The following is a 13,730-nucleotide window of genomic DNA, read 5'->3' as shown; positions in this document are numbered from 1 at the left end:
CGATTACTCGACCCGGCCAAGGATGACCGGCGGCAGAACAGGCGCTTCGTCAGACACTGAATAGCAGGCGGTGACGTCGGCTACGGCGCGTGCTGCATCGTCTTGCGTTGCTGCATGGACCATGGCGATCGGATGCCCCCTGGAGACCTTGGTGCCGAGCGGGAGAAGGGCATCGATACCGACACGGTGGTCGATCGCGTCTCCGGCACGGCGCCTGCCGCCGCCAAGCTCCACCACCGCCATGCCAAGTGCGCGCGTTTCGCAGGTGGCGAGAAAGCCATCGGCAGGGGCCAGAACCGGGCGAATGACCGGTGCGTCGGCAAGATAGACATCCGGCCTCTCGCAGAAATCTGCCGGACCGCCCAGCGCATGGGTCATGCGAGCAAAGCGTTCGAGGGCGGCGCCGGATGCCAGCGCCACTCGCGCAACCTCTTCGGCCTCTGGCATGGTCGCAACGAGATTGCTCAGAACCAGCATTTCCGCAGTTTCGGTAATCACGATGCTTTCCAGCCGCGTCCCTGCTTTCTCTCCCTTGAGCACTGAGAGACAGTTTCTGATCTCCAGCGCGTTGCCGGCTGCATCGGCAAGCGGCTGGTTCATATCCGTCAGCAGAGCCACGGCCTTCAGGCCTGCGCCATTGGCGACATCGACCAGCGAGCGCGCGAGAAGCTCCGCCTCGTCCTTTGACCGCATGAAGGCACCGCTGCCGACTTTCACGTCGAGGACCAGAGTTTCGAGACCGGCCGCAAGCTTTTTCGAGAGGATCGAGGCTGTGATCAGAGAGACGGCTTCGACCGTCGCCGTGACATCGCGGATCGCGTAGAGCCTGCGATCGGCCGGTGCCAGTTCCTGTGTCTGGCCGACGATGGCGCAACCGATATCCCTGACGACGGCACGCAGGCGCGTTTCGTCCGGCATCACGTCGTAACCGGGTATGGCCTCAAGCTTGTCGAGCGTGCCGCCGGTATGGCCAAGGCCGCGACCGGAGATCATCGGAACGGCGAGGCCGCAGGCGGCCGCAAGCGGTGCAAGCATCAGCGAGACATTGTCGCCGACGCCACCGGTCGAATGCTTGTCGGCCACCGGTCGCCCGGCATCCGACCATTGCAGCACACGACCGGAATCGCGCATCGCCAGCGTCAGCGCGATCGTTTCGTCCCGCGACATGCCCTTGAAAAAGACGGCCATGGCGAAGGCTGCAACCTGCCCTTCGGAGATCGTCTCATCCGTCATCGCCGCGATGAAGGCGGCTATGTCATTCGAGGACAGAACCTCGCCATCGCGTTTGCGACGGATGATCTCCTGCGGGATCATGGCGCCTAGTAGCCGGTGGAAGCGCGGGATGCGGGTGCGCCGCTCAACACGCCCAGGATATCGTCGAGAAGGCTGGACGCGCCGAAGCGGAATGTCGATGGCATGAGCCAGTTCGGGCCCATGGTCGATTCGGCAAGCCGGAGGTAGAGATCCGCATCCGCCATTGTGCTGATGCCACCGGCCGGCTTGAAGCCGATGCGCTTCTTGGACGCCCGGATGGCACGCAGCATGCTATCGGCCGCTTCCAGTGTCGCGTTGACGGACACCTTGCCGGTGGAGGTCTTGATGAAATCGGCACCGGCAGCGATCGCGAGTTCCGAACCGCGGCCGACGAGCGATGCGTCCTTCAATTCCCCGGTCTCGAGAATGACCTTGAGGCAGGATTGCGGGCAGGCCGCGCGCACGGCCTCGACCATGTCGGTTACCGCCTGTTCGTCGCCCGCCATCAGCTTGCGATAGGGAATGACCAGATCGATCTCGTCGGCGCCATCTTCCACCGCCTTCCGGGTCTCTTCGACCACGGCGGCGACCGGCAGGTCACCACCTGGAAAATTCACCACCGTGGCAATGCGAACCTTGTGCCCGTGCCCCAGGATCCCGCGCGCATGGGCGACAAAGCGTGGCCAGATGCAGATTGCGGCCGCGGCCCCATACGGGGTCTGCGCCCGCGTGCACAATGTCTCGATCGCGGCATCGTCGCAGTCGTCGCGCAGGTTCGTAAGGTCAAGAAGCGAGAGCGCAAAGGATGCTGCTTCGCGTGGACTATGCAGTTCCATGATCTGCCTCCCTTAAAGAGCGGACATATTTATCGTTGAAAGGATTATATGCAAGCCGTCGGGACCCTAGTGGTCGCCGACGGACAGCTATCCAGCTGAATTGAAACGGGAATCAGGCCAGCATTTCCTTGAGGACGGCAGCCAGCCGCTGGCCGCCGACCGGGGCCATATCCTTGGTTTCATCGTGGCTCAGCTCAGCGCCCGTCATGCCTGCGCCGAAATTCGTGATCACGGACGCTGCTGCGACCTTCATACCGAAATAGCGGGCGAGGATGACTTCCGGCACGGTGGACATGCCGACGGCATCGGCACCGAGCGTTCGTGCCATGCGAATTTCCGCAGGCGTTTCGAAGCTCGGGCCTGAGAACCACATGTAGACGCCGGAAAACAGCGGAATGCCGGCTCGTATCGCGGCATTGCGCATATCCAGCGTCAGGCCCGCATCATAGGCCGAGGTCATGCCGACGAAGCGCTGGTCGCCGCGTTCGCCGATCAACGGGTTCATGCCGGAATAGTTGATGTGATCGGAGATCTGCATGACCGAACCCGGCGGCATGTCTTCCCGGAGCGAGCCTGCGGAATTGGTGAGGATCATGGTCTGGACACCCAACCCGCGCATGACCTCGATCGGAAAGCGCATCGCCTTGGCATCGCCGTGCTCGTAATAGTGGGCACGGCCGGACAGCATGATCACAGGCTCTTCGCCGAGGTACCCGGCAACCAGTTCGCCGGCATGGCCCGTGACGCCGCTGACGGGAAAGCCCTCCAGCATCGTATAGGGAATACGAACCTGATCGCGGACTTCCTCCACCAGCGTTCCAAGGCCGGAGCCCAGCACGATCGCATGGCGCGGAATGAGGCCGTCCAGCCGATCGACGAGCAGATCGATGACGTCTCTCATCCGATCGTATCCGTCTCAAAGGCGTAGGGCAGAAGTTCTGCCATAGTCACGGTCTTCTGCACGCCGGCGTCATCGCAGAGATAGATGAGCGTATCGGCAGAGGCGAATTCGGAGATCTTCTGGCGACAGCCGCCGCAGGGCGTGCAGAGCGGAAGCTTTTCGGCAATCACCGCAAGCGACTTCACCTTCTTGCCGCCGCCCATGATCATGGCGCCGATTGCCGTCGGTTCGGCGCACCAGCCTTGAGGGAAGGACAGGTTTTCGATATTGGCGCCGAGATAGACCTTGCCGTCATCGGCAAGGATGGCGGCGCCGACCGGGAACTTGGAATAGGGCGCATGCGCTTTAGACATGGCATCGCGGGCGGCTTCGAACAGGTCGTGTGGCGAAAATTCGGACATCGCGATTAGCGCTCCTTGGTATAGGGGACACCGCCGGCCTTGGGCGGGCGGGCAATGCCGATAAAGCCGGCGAGTAGCACGCAGGTGAGGATATAGGGCAGCGCCTGGAAAATCTGCACCGGCACCTCGCCGATCAGCGGCAGCGACTTGCCCTGCATGAAATTCGCGAAGGCATCGAGGAAGCCGAACAGCAGGCATGCGAACATGACCGGCACCGGTTTCCACTTGGCGAAGATGAGTGCTGCAAGCGCGATGTACCCCTTGCCGGCCGACATGTTGTTGATGAAGGCCGCCGACTGCGCGATCGCGAGATAAGTGCCGGCAAAGCCTGCGAGGAAGCCGGTGACGATCAACGCCCTGTAGCGCAGCCAGCTGACCGAGATGCCGGCCGTATCGACCGCACCGGGATTTTCACCGACGGCACGAAGACGAAGGCCGAAGCGCGTACGGTAGAGGATCCACCACGACAGCGGCACCATCAGGAAGGCGATATAGGTGAGGATATTGTGGCCGGAGATGACGTTCGCATAGAGCGGTCCGATGATCGGCACCTCCCGCATCATGTCTGCGCCGGGAAGCGTGATGCTTGAGAAGCGGCCGGATGCAGGAACCTGTCCCGTGCGTCCGCCCTGGCTGAACCAGGCCTGGCCGAGCACGATGGTGAGGCCCGCCGCGATGAAGTTCAGTGCCACGCCGGAGACGATCTGGTTGCCGCGGTTGGTGATCGAGGCAAAGCCGTGCAGCATGGAGAACAGGATGGCGGTGACGATGCCTGCGCCAAGTCCGGCCCAGGCGTTGCCGGTGTAATAGGCGACGCAGGCCGAAGCGAACGCCGATACCAGCATCTTGCCTTCAAGCCCGATGTCGAAAATACCGGCGCGCTCGGAAAACAGGCCAGCGAGTGCAGTAAACAGCAGTGGGATCGACAGGCGGATCGCAGAACCGAGAATGCTGATGAAAACTTCGAAATAATCCATGCGCCTATCTCCCCCCTGCCGGCGATCGGGCAAACTGCTGGTAGGCACGCACGATGGCCGGTCGAAGCATATATTCGAGCGCTCCGGCAAACAGGATGACCATGCCCTGGATGACGACGATCATGTCGCGCGTGATCGCCGGCATGTCGAACGAAAGCTCGGCACCGCCCTGGTAGAGGATGCCGAACAGCAGCGCCGAAAGAACGATACCGGCCGGGTGATTGCGTCCCATCAGGGATACCGCGATGCCGACGAAGCCTGCGCCACCGACAAACTCGATCTGCAGACGGGCGGATGCCCCCATGACCGGGTTCAGCGCCATCATGCCGGCAAGGCCGCCGGAGATCAGCATCGTGATCATGACGATCTTCGAATACCCGATACCGGCATAGCTTGCGGCGGATGGGCTGATGCCGAGCGTGCGCATTTCATAGCCGAGCTTGGTGCGCCAGATCAGAACCCAGACGAGGAAGCACATGATGAGTGCGATCAGGAACGAGAAGTTGAGCGGAGCCGCACCGAGCTTGCCGCCGAACATGGCGATCAGCCAGTCGAGCTTTGGCAACTGGCCACCCGGCAGAAAGGTGCGGCTTTCCGGTGCCATCTTGCCCGGAACGATCAGCATATGCACCAGCACGTAGTTCATCAGCGACGACACGATGAAATTGAACATGATCGTGGTGATGACGACATGACTGCCGCGCTTTGCTTGGAGCCAGGCGGGAATTGCAGCGCAGGCGGCACCGAAGAGTGCTGCCCCGATCACCGCAAACGGCATCGTCACATACCAGGGAACATAGGCATCGAGCGAAAGCGCCACCAGCGCGGCGCCGAGACCGCCCAGATAGGCCTGGCCTTCCGAGCCGATGTTGAAGAGGCCGGAATGGATGGCGACTGCGACCGACAGGCCGGTGAAGATGAAGCTCGTGGTGTAAAACAGGGTGAAGCCAATGCCTTCGCCGCGGCCAAGCGCACCGACCAGAAGCAGCTGCAGCGCTTCGAACGGGTTTTCGCCGATCGCCCACACCACGATACCGGAGAAGAAGAACGCGAGCGCGAGGTTGATCAGCGGGATGACGCCGTAATTGATCCAGCCAGGCAGGGGCACGGATGCGGTGCTCATGCGCCCTCTCCCTTCCAGTCGTTTGCAGGGAGAAGCCCAGGCATCGTAAACTCCAAAAATATCATTCCAGGCCGGATCATGCTGCGATCCCGGCCATCATCAGGCCCAGTGTCTGCTCGCCCGCCTCGCCCGACTTTTCACCGACGACCTTGCCGGCAAACATGACGAGGATACGGTCCGACAGGGAGCGGATCTCGTCGAGTTCGACGGAGACCAGAAGCACGGCCTTGCCGGCATCGCGCGTATCGATGATGCGCTTGTGGATGAACTCGATCGCGCCGATATCAACGCCGCGGGTGGGCTGGCCAATGATCAGCACATCCGGATCGCGCTCGATCTCGCGGGCGACGACGATCTTCTGCTGGTTGCCACCGGAGAAATTGGCGGTCTTCAACCGCGCATTCGGCGGGCGGATGTCGTATTTGACGATCTGTTCCTCAGCCTGCTTGCGGATCGCATCGAGATCCAGCATCGCCCCGCCATAGCGGCGGTCGCGATGATAGCCCAAGATGGAGTTCTCATATTCCTCGAATTTGAGGACGAGGCCCATATGATGGCGGTCTTCCGGAATGTGCGCGAGGCCGAGCGCGCGCAACATGGCGGGATCTGAACCGGCAATCGACTGGCCGTTGACGATAATCTCGCCGGAGGACGGCTTGCGGATGCCGGCGATGGCCTCCAGCAGTTCCGACTGGCCGTTTCCAGCGACACCGGCAATGCCGACGATCTCGCCGGCGCGCACCTCGAACGACACGTCGTCGACCATGGTCACGCCGCGGCTGTCCTTGACGGTGAGGTTCTTGACCGACAGCAGAACCTTGCCCGGATCGGCCTCGCCCTTTTCGACACGCAGCAAAACGCGGCGACCGACCATCAGTTCGGCAAGTTCTTCCACCGTCGTCTCAGCAGTCTTGCGCGTGGCCACGATCTCGCCGCGGCGCATGACGGAGACCGTATCGGTGATCGCCATGATCTCGCGCAGCTTGTGGGTGATGAGAATGATCGTCTTGCCCTGGTCACGCAGCACGCGCAGGACCTTGAACAGGTGGTCCGCCTCGGGCGGTGTCAACACGCCGGTCGGCTCGTCGAGAATGAGGATTTCGGCGCCGCGATAGAGGGCCTTCAGGATCTCGACACGCTGCTGGCGTCCGACCGGCAATTCCTCGATGACCGCATCAGGATCGACGTCGAGGCCGTAATCGTCCTCCAGACGCTTCAGCTCCTTGCGGGCACTGGCCACGCCCCGGCGCAGCAACTGGCCGCCCTCGGCGCCCAGCATGACGTTTTCGAGCACCGTGAAATTTTCGACCAGCATGAAGTGCTGGTGCACCATGCCGATGCCCGACGAGATCGCGGCCTGGCTGTCGCGGATCGTCACCGGCTTGCCGGAGATGCGAATCTCGCCCTCATCGGCCTGATAGAATCCGTAGAGGATCGACATCAGCGTCGACTTACCGGCGCCGTTTTCGCCGATAATGCCGTGGATCGAGCCTTTGGCAACCGTGAGGTTGATGTTCTTGTTCGCGTGCACAGCGCCAAACTTCTTGTCGATCCCGACAAGTTCGATCGCCGGCTCTTTCGCAGGTTCGAAGCTCAATGATCCGCCCTTCCACTGGATATACAAAAAGGGCGCATGACGACATCGATCGCCATGCGCCCTTTGATGGTTACCTGCTTACATCGGGCAGGCGTTGTCCGACATGTAGTCGTGAACCTTGACGGTGCCGGCAATGATGTCAGCCTTGGCCTTGTCGACGGCTGCCTGCATTTCAGGGGTGATCAGCGACTTGTTGCTGTCGTCGATCGCAGCCGAAACGCCGTCTTCCTTGACGCCGAGCGACTGGATGCCGGCCGTGAACTTGTCGTCCTTCAGATCCTTGTAGGCATTGTAGACAGCCAGATCGACGCGCTTGACCATCGAGGTCAGGACCGAACCCGGATGAAGGTGGTTCTGGTTGCTGTCGACGCCGATCGAGAACTTCTTGTTGTCGGCCGCCGTCTGAAGCACGCCAAGACCGGTCGCACCTGCTGCCGCGTAAACGACGTCGGCACCCTGATCGATCTGGTTCTTGGTGAGCTCGCCACCGCGAACCGGGTCGTTCCAGGCAGCGCCGGTCGTGCCGGTCATGTTCTGGAACACCTGCGCATCAGGCTTTGCTGCCTTGACGCCCTGGGCATAGCCGCAACCGAACTTGCGGATCAGCGGAATATCCATGCCGCCGATGAAGCCGACCTTGCCGGTCTTCGAGGCGAGGCCTGCGAGAACGCCGACGAGATACGAGCCTTCCTCTTCCTTGTAGAGAACGGAACGCACGTTCTTCAGGTCAACGACGGAATCGACGATGACGAACTTGGTGTCCGGGAATTCCGCGGCAACCTTCTCCATCGCCGAAGTCCAGGCAAAGGAAACGGCGACGACCGGGTTATATCCGCGGCTTGCGAAGTTGCGGATAGCCTGCTCGCCCTGCGTATCGTCCTTCGGCTCGAAGTCGCGATAGTCGGTGCCGGTTTCCTTTTTGAACTGCTCGGCGCCGGCATAGGCTGCTTCGTTGAACGATTTGTCGAACTTGCCGCCGGTGCCATAGACGAGCGCCGGCTTGACTTCGGCGGCGATCGCTGTCGACGACAGCGCGGCCACGGCGATGAGGCTCAAAAGTGTTTTTTTCATCATTCAGCCCTGTTTTTTTAAGTTAGGTCCTCCCGCAGCGCCTCACAAAGGTATCGCTCACGGTCACCTGCCCCCCTCTTCGAAGGCTTGGCTGTCGAATACTCTTGCATGGGTGTTGGAAAATTTCACGAGATTTTTTTCGTTTGGTAAAAAACCACAGGCAGGTCGCAACCCTGCTCAAGGCTTCACCAAATTCGCGCCGGCGTCGCTCAAATCCATAGCGGCCTGGGATGATTTTAGGCAGCCAGCCCGGCTAGGCGACGGGACAGCTCACCCCTGTTCCGCGCAAGCCGCAATAGCCGCCGGGGTTCTTCGCCAGATACTGCTGATGGCACTCCTCGGCGTAGTAGTAATTGCCAATCGGCGCGATCTCGGTCGTGATCGAGACGTCACGCCCCGCAGCAGTCAATGCAGCCTGAAACGCGGCAAGCGCCTTGCCGGCCGCAACCACCTGCTCTGCCGACGTGGTATAGAGCGCGGACCGATAGGTCGTGCCGATATCATTGCCCTGCCGCATCCCTTGCGTCGGATCGTGCTCCTCGAAAAACAGCTTCAGAAGCTGACGGTAGGAGACGATCTCCGGGTCGAACACGACTTTCACGATTTCCGCGTGACCGGTCAGCCCGGTTGTTGTCTCGTGATAGGTCGGGTTCGGGGTCAAGCCGCCCGCGAAGCCGACCGAGGTGACATGAACGCCCGGGACTTGCCAGAACAGCCGCTCGGCGCCCCAGAAGCAACCCATGCCGAAATACGCCACATCCAGACCTTCCGGATAGGGTTCCTTCAGCGCGCGGCCGTTGACGAAATGATGGTCCGACGTTGCGACCGGTGTCTCTCTGCCGGGCAGGGCCTTTTCAACCGATGGCATGACAGTTTTCTTGCTGAACATATCGATCAAGAACATTTCAACCTCCCGAGTGAGGCGCGCCTCGCCTGCCTCTTGCCCTACCTAGCAGAAAAACGCCCGAACGGCGCGGGTTTCCTGTATCCGACCATCCAGAAAAACAGTGCCAGCCCGAGAAAGATCACAAAGGCCGGCTGCGCCAGAACCGGGGCCACGTAGGGACGCCAGATATCCGAGCCGACATAGGAATTGGCAGAAATCTCCGCCATCGTCAGGCCTTCGGGATCGAAGTTCAGCCAGGCATTGCCGAGGCTCGTCATGACGACCGAGGAGGAGGAAACCGAATTGACCGAGTCCATCGTGCCGGCGACGACGGCTGCGATGAGCGCCGCGAGGCTCAAAGCCCGCATCAGAAACCTTACTGTCCTCATCGCAGGCTCCCCTGATGGCACTCAATCGCTGCAGGAAGCAAAATAGTGGCAAGCCTGATCCGTGACAACGCATGACATAAGATTTGTGCAACTGGCGCAAATCGTCCAGATTCCGGTTGATCCTTGGAAATTCATTGGTATATATCGCGCCGACCGCTGCTTCGCCCAAGGCTTGCGTCGGTTTTAAGGACAGGTGGCCGAGTGGTTGAAGGCGCACGCCTGGAAAGTGTGTATACGTGAGAGCGTATCGCGGGTTCGAATCCCGCTCTGTCCGCCATCACTTCCCAACCCAATCTTCAGACTTCCCCGTTGAACATTCCGAGCGCTAGTCGATCTGGCTGCGGTGTTCCAGATACCATTCGACGAAAGCCCCGACGCCCTCGTTGAGGCCGATCTCGGGTTTGCGGCCGGTCAGTGCGAGCAGCAGGTCGGGGCTTGCGAAGGTGCGGGGGACGTCGCCCTGCTGCATCGGCAGCATTTTCCGTTTGGCCGGTTTGCCCATGATCTTCTCGATCGTTTCGACGAAATCCATCAGACCGGCAGGCTGACCACCGCCGATATTGACGATGCGGAACGGACCCTGATGCGACAGCGTGTCGATACCGGCGACGCGGTTGTCTTCAGACGGAATGATCGACGCGAGATCCACGATCGAATCGACGAGGTCGTCGATATAGGTGAAATCGCGGCTCATCTTGCCTTCGCCGTAGATCTCGATCTCCTGATCCTCGATCATCGCCTTGACGAATTTAAACAGCGCCATGTCCGGCCGGCCCCAGGGGCCGTAGACGGTGAAAAAGCGGAAGGCCGTGGTCGGGATCTTGTAGAGATGGGCGTAGCTATGGGCCATCGCCTCCATTGCCTTCTTGCTGGCCGCATAGAAGGTGAGCGGCTCGTCGGCCTTGTCGGTTTCGCGGAAGGGAATATCCGGATTGGCACCGTAGACCGAGGAGGTCGAGGCCAGCAGAAGGTGGCCGACATTGGCTTCGCGGGCCGCTTCGAGCACGTTCCACGATCCGATCAGATTGCTATCGAGATAGGCCTTGGGGTTTTCGAGACTATACCGGACGCCCGCCTGGGCGGCGAGATGGACGATCACGTCAGGTTTGAATTCGCGGGTTGCCGCATGCAGCGTTTCCCGGTCTTCCAGCATCGCCTCGACGGGGCGGAAGGAGGGAAACTGCACGAGGCCGGCGACGCGGGCTTCCTTAAGCTTGAGGCTGTAATAGGGCGTCATTCCATCGAAGCCGAGAACCTCGTGACCATCCTGGAGCAGACGCCGCGCCAGATGGAAGCCGATAAATCCCGCCGTGCCAGTGATGAAATACCGCATCAATCGTCCCGCAATTGCTTTGCGTAACGTCATAACCGCTTGATGCGGCTATGGACAGACCAATTAGTGGAACAGCCGCAGCCTTGCCGGCGGCGTTCCCTGACGGCCATTCTTGCGATCCACCGCAAACTGGATGAGATCCATGGAGGCCTGATCGGTCAGGGGCTTTGCCATAACGCCCACAACGCCTGAAACTCCGGATGCGACAAGGCCCGGATTGCCGGTGATCATGATGACGATGATGCCGAATTCGGCAAGCGTCTTGGCGATTTCAGGACCCGTCTCGCCGTCTGCCAGCCTGACATCCACGAAAGCGATGTCGGTCTCTCGGGTGTAGTTCAAGGCAACGGTCATGTCGGGTGCAATGCCCACGACGTCGTGCCCGCTGCGATGGACGGCATCCTCGATGTCCATGGCGACAAGCAAGCTGTCTTCGACAATCAGAAATCGGTATTCCACATCAAATTCCTCTGCGCGTTGAAGGAAAACATAGGCGGAAGCGCGGCAGAGGCAAGCCCTGCTCCACATCCGCCGATGCCAAGAGCGCCGCACAACGTTACATCCGGTTACGAAAGGTGACAACCGCTCCGGAACGAGTTTGCGAGTTCTACCGTTGTTAGGCCCGAGCGTATAGAAAAAGGAGAACCACCATGAAGAAGCTGACATTTGCTTCCTGCATCATCCTCGCGACAGCCTTTACCGGCCAAGCCTTTGCACAGCAGGGTACTGTTACAGGCGCCGCAGGCGGCGCGGTCACCGGCGCGATCGTTGGCGGCCCGGTTGGCGCTGCAGTTGGTGGCGTTATCGGCGCCGTTGCCGGGACAGCAATCGACCCACCACCGCGCGAAGTCGTGACCTACGTCCAGGAACAGCCGCTGCCTACCACCGCCTACCGGGTCGAGCAGCCGATCGCCGTCGGCAAGCGGATCCCGCAGACCGTCGTCGTGACCCCTGTGCCAAGCAATCCGAAATACGCGTACACGGTCGTCAACAACCAGCGCGTCATCGTTGATCCGGAAACCAACACCGTGGTTCAGGTGATCGAGCAGTAAGTTCGGTCTGACATCACCAGACCGACAAGGCCCGGCGAGCTTCCTCGTCGGGCCTTATTGATTGCGGAAATGACTAGACGACGACCTTTTGGTCGACCCGGTCTTCCTGACCGAAGAATTTGAGATAGCGCTCGACTTCCGACGGTTCGCCGGTAGCCTTGCGGGGATTGTCGGAAAGCTTGACGGCGGGGCGGCCATTCGCTTCGGTCACCTTGCAGACGACCGAGATCGGCTTGAGACCGGCGATTTCCTGTGGCGCACAATCGGCAAAATCATTGGTGAGGTTTGTCCCCCAGCCGAAGCTCATGCGTGCCCGTCCCTCGAAATGGCGATAGGTATCGACGATTGCTTCGACATCCAGACCGTCCGAAAAGATCAGCAGCTTTTCTCTCGGATCACGCCCCATCTTGTTCCACCAGGCGATGATCTTTTCGCCGCCTTCAATGGGCGGTGCGCTGTCCGGCCGGAAGCCGGTCCAGTCGGCAACCCAGTCCGGCGCGTCGCGCAGGAAGGCGGCCGTGCCGAACGCATCGGGAAGCACGATCAAGAGGTTGCCGTGATAAAGCCGGTTCCAGTCTTTCAGCACCTGATAGGGTGCCTGACGCAGGTCCTCGTCGGTCTCCGCCAAGGCTGCGGCAACCATCGGAAGTTCGTGCGCGTTGGTGCCGACGGCTTCGAGATCGGAATCCATTGCCAGGAGCACGTTGCTCGTCCCGGTAAAGGCGCCGCCGATGCCTTCCTTCAGGGCCTCGACACACCAGCGCTGCCACATGAAGCTGTGGCGGCGCCGCGTGCCGAAATCGGAGATACGAAGACCGGGAAGCGTGCGCAGACGCTCGACCTTCTCCCACATCTTGGCCTTGGCACGGGCATAGAGCACATCGAGGGTGAAATAGCCGAGCGTCCGCATGGCGGAGCGGGACCGCATTTCGTTGATGATCGCCAATGCGGGGATTTCCCACATCGTCGTCTCCATCCACTTGCCGTGGAAGGTCAGCTCGTATTGGCCGTTATGCTTGGAAAGTTCGTATTCCGGCAGTTTAAAGGTCGACAGCCAGGTCAGGAATTCCGGCTCGAAAATCTGCTTCTTGCCGTAGAAGGTGTTACCGGTGAGCCAGATCATTTCCTTCTTGGAAAGACCGACAGTGCGGGCATGATCGAGCTGCTCGCGCAAGGCAGCCTCGTCGATTTCCTCGGCGAGTTTCACGCTGGTCGTCCGGTTGATGACCGAAAAAGTCGCGTTGACGTCCGGATAAAGTTTCCAGATCATCTGCAACATCAGCAGCTTGTAAAAATCGGTGTCGATCAGACTGCGTATGATCGGGTCGAGCTTCCAGGTGTGGTTATAAACCCTGGTCGCAATATCAGTCTTCGTCATGCCTGCCCCTGCCCGGCCAGACGGCCGGCTCCACCACATCGGCGTCTCGCGAGATTTCGAAACCCTGCGCCAATCCCGGGCAAAGTCTTATCGGCAAATGACTTGGCAAGTCCAGAACGCAATTCGGCCGCGAGATCGCGGCCGAACGAGACGGCCAATCATGGATTTCCGGAGGGACGATCATTGGTTGTCGGGGCCTGCGGCTGGGTGACCGGTGCGTTGCTGGGTGCTGCGCCGGTGGAGTTGCCAGGTGTCGTGCTACCAGCCGGCGGCGTGGCGGTTTGCTCCGTCGGAGCATCTGTCGATTCGCCCCACCACTCGGCGCCGCTCCAGGCGACGACCGCAAGAACGAGACCGCAAACCAGCACGATCAGCATCGGCTTGCCGTAGGAACCCTGCCGCGCTTCGGTCGCAGTTTCCTGAACCGGTGCGCCGTTCGGGTTGGAACTTGTGCCGCGCGAGACGTTCGGTGTGGGTTTGTCGGCATCGAAACGGGTGTTCATGATCACTCCTCCATTGCCGGCATCATCGT

General features: G+C 60.7%; 15 protein-coding genes and 1 tRNA gene. 2 read left to right on the top strand and 14 right to left on the bottom strand.

The features are described from left to right. Positions 1 to 3 precede the first annotated feature (3 nt). The 10 genes from deoA to J3A65_RS19010 all read right to left on the bottom strand — a co-directional run bounded on the left by deoA (position 4) and on the right by J3A65_RS19010 (position 9,435). Positions 4 to 1,314: a thymidine phosphorylase gene (deoA, locus tag J3A65_RS19055; RefSeq protein ID WP_209902829.1), complete on the bottom strand. Its 1,311-nt coding sequence runs from the start codon at positions 1,312 to 1,314 to the stop codon at positions 4 to 6. A gap of 5 nt (positions 1,315 to 1,319) precedes the next feature. Continuing rightward, complete coding sequence (deoC, locus tag J3A65_RS19050; protein WP_113166911.1) at positions 1,320 to 2,090, bottom strand: deoxyribose-phosphate aldolase; 771 nt, start codon at positions 2,088 to 2,090, stop codon at positions 1,320 to 1,322. 112 nt (positions 2,091 to 2,202) lie between these two features. Then, entirely contained in the window at positions 2,203 to 2,991 is a 789-nt protein-coding gene (locus J3A65_RS19045) for a purine-nucleoside phosphorylase (protein ID WP_062454133.1), read from the bottom strand. After that, on the bottom strand, positions 2,988 to 3,392 hold the full coding sequence (locus tag J3A65_RS19040) for a cytidine deaminase (protein WP_062454134.1): 405 nt from the start codon (positions 3,390 to 3,392) through the stop codon (positions 2,988 to 2,990). The genes J3A65_RS19045 and J3A65_RS19040 overlap by 4 nt, the downstream gene beginning before the upstream one ends. 5 nt (positions 3,393 to 3,397) lie before the next feature. Then, positions 3,398 to 4,369 carry an ABC transporter permease gene (locus J3A65_RS19035; RefSeq protein ID WP_062454135.1) on the bottom strand — a complete coding sequence of 324 codons (972 nt, stop codon included), beginning with the start codon at positions 4,367 to 4,369 and terminating at the stop codon, positions 3,398 to 3,400. Positions 4,370 to 4,373: 4 nt separating this feature from the next. Next, positions 4,374 to 5,492 (bottom strand): ABC transporter permease, encoded by a 1,119-nt coding sequence (locus tag J3A65_RS19030; RefSeq protein ID WP_062454136.1) that lies wholly within the window; start codon positions 5,490 to 5,492, stop codon positions 4,374 to 4,376. Positions 5,493 to 5,568: 76 nt separating this feature from the next. Next, complete coding sequence (locus tag J3A65_RS19025) at positions 5,569 to 7,089, bottom strand: ABC transporter ATP-binding protein (RefSeq protein ID WP_113109323.1); 1,521 nt, start codon at positions 7,087 to 7,089, stop codon at positions 5,569 to 5,571. A 78-nt stretch (positions 7,090 to 7,167) separates the two neighbouring features. Further along, the gene (locus tag J3A65_RS19020) at positions 7,168 to 8,160 is read right to left on the bottom strand and encodes a BMP family ABC transporter substrate-binding protein (protein WP_209903619.1); all 993 of its coding nucleotides are present in this window, start codon (positions 8,158 to 8,160) and stop codon (positions 7,168 to 7,170) included. A 253-nt stretch (positions 8,161 to 8,413) separates the two neighbouring features. After that, positions 8,414 to 9,064: a peptide-methionine (S)-S-oxide reductase MsrA gene (gene msrA / locus J3A65_RS19015; RefSeq protein ID WP_062454138.1), complete on the bottom strand. Its 651-nt coding sequence runs from the start codon at positions 9,062 to 9,064 to the stop codon at positions 8,414 to 8,416. Between the two features lie 41 nt (positions 9,065 to 9,105). Next, positions 9,106 to 9,435 (bottom strand): hypothetical protein, encoded by a 330-nt coding sequence (locus J3A65_RS19010; protein ID WP_209902827.1) that lies wholly within the window; start codon positions 9,433 to 9,435, stop codon positions 9,106 to 9,108. Positions 9,436 to 9,622: 187 nt separating this feature from the next. Here J3A65_RS19010 and J3A65_RS19005 point away from each other — a divergent pair. After that, positions 9,623 to 9,712 (top strand) — tRNA-Ser (locus J3A65_RS19005). Between the two features lie 48 nt (positions 9,713 to 9,760). On the opposite strand, the gene J3A65_RS19000 is transcribed toward J3A65_RS19005, so the two are convergent. Next, positions 9,761 to 10,768, bottom strand: a complete 1,008-nt coding sequence (locus J3A65_RS19000; protein WP_184654241.1) for an NAD-dependent epimerase/dehydratase family protein — start codon at positions 10,766 to 10,768, stop codon at positions 9,761 to 9,763. A 63-nt stretch (positions 10,769 to 10,831) separates the two neighbouring features. Next, a complete protein-coding gene (locus tag J3A65_RS18995) occupies positions 10,832 to 11,227 on the bottom strand; it encodes a response regulator (protein ID WP_062454141.1) in 396 nt (131 codons plus the stop codon). 191 nt (positions 11,228 to 11,418) lie between these two features. Between J3A65_RS18995 and J3A65_RS18990 the strand changes: the two genes are divergently transcribed. Continuing rightward, the gene (locus J3A65_RS18990) at positions 11,419 to 11,820 is read left to right on the top strand and encodes a DUF1236 domain-containing protein (RefSeq protein ID WP_062454142.1); all 402 of its coding nucleotides are present in this window, start codon (positions 11,419 to 11,421) and stop codon (positions 11,818 to 11,820) included. Between the two features lie 73 nt (positions 11,821 to 11,893). On the opposite strand, the gene pncB is transcribed toward J3A65_RS18990, so the two are convergent. Continuing rightward, positions 11,894 to 13,198, bottom strand: coding sequence for a nicotinate phosphoribosyltransferase (gene pncB / locus J3A65_RS18985; protein WP_062578663.1), 1,305 nt, complete (start codon positions 13,196 to 13,198; stop codon positions 11,894 to 11,896). 158 nt (positions 13,199 to 13,356) lie between these two features. After that, positions 13,357 to 13,701, bottom strand: coding sequence for a hypothetical protein (locus tag J3A65_RS18980; protein WP_139283899.1), 345 nt, complete (start codon positions 13,699 to 13,701; stop codon positions 13,357 to 13,359). Positions 13,702 to 13,730: the final 29 nt, after the last annotated feature.

The organism is Rhizobium sp. PvP014 (genome assembly GCF_017876855.1).
Lineage (GTDB): Bacteria > Pseudomonadota > Alphaproteobacteria > Rhizobiales > Rhizobiaceae > Neorhizobium > Neorhizobium soli.
The sequence above is the reverse complement of the archived record's forward strand: the minus strand, read 5'-3'. Positions and strand labels throughout refer to the sequence as shown.

Coding starts and splice junctions, on each gene's coding strand:
- pncB (WP_062578663.1), bottom strand. CDS start 13,198: ATGACGAAGACTGATATTGCGACCAGGGTTTATAACCACACCTGGAAG.
- J3A65_RS19040 (WP_062454134.1), bottom strand. CDS start 3,392: ATGTCCGAATTTTCGCCACACGACCTGTTCGAAGCCGCCCGCGATGCC.
- J3A65_RS18990 (WP_062454142.1), top strand. CDS start 11,419: ATGAAGAAGCTGACATTTGCTTCCTGCATCATCCTCGCGACAGCCTTT.
- deoA (WP_209902829.1), bottom strand. CDS start 1,314: ATGATCCCGCAGGAGATCATCCGTCGCAAACGCGATGGCGAGGTTCTG.
- J3A65_RS19020 (WP_209903619.1), bottom strand. CDS start 8,160: ATGAAAAAAACACTTTTGAGCCTCATCGCCGTGGCCGCGCTGTCGTCG.
- deoC (WP_113166911.1), bottom strand. CDS start 2,090: ATGGAACTGCATAGTCCACGCGAAGCAGCATCCTTTGCGCTCTCGCTT.
- J3A65_RS19030 (WP_062454136.1), bottom strand. CDS start 5,492: ATGAGCACCGCATCCGTGCCCCTGCCTGGCTGGATCAATTACGGCGTC.
- J3A65_RS19010 (WP_209902827.1), bottom strand. CDS start 9,435: ATGAGGACAGTAAGGTTTCTGATGCGGGCTTTGAGCCTCGCGGCGCTC.
- msrA (WP_062454138.1), bottom strand. CDS start 9,064: ATGTTCTTGATCGATATGTTCAGCAAGAAAACTGTCATGCCATCGGTT.
- J3A65_RS19045 (WP_062454133.1), bottom strand. CDS start 2,991: ATGAGAGACGTCATCGATCTGCTCGTCGATCGGCTGGACGGCCTCATT.
- J3A65_RS18980 (WP_139283899.1), bottom strand. CDS start 13,701: ATGAACACCCGTTTCGATGCCGACAAACCCACACCGAACGTCTCGCGC.
- J3A65_RS19000 (WP_184654241.1), bottom strand. CDS start 10,768: ATGCGGTATTTCATCACTGGCACGGCGGGATTTATCGGCTTCCATCTG.
- J3A65_RS19035 (WP_062454135.1), bottom strand. CDS start 4,369: ATGGATTATTTCGAAGTTTTCATCAGCATTCTCGGTTCTGCGATCCGC.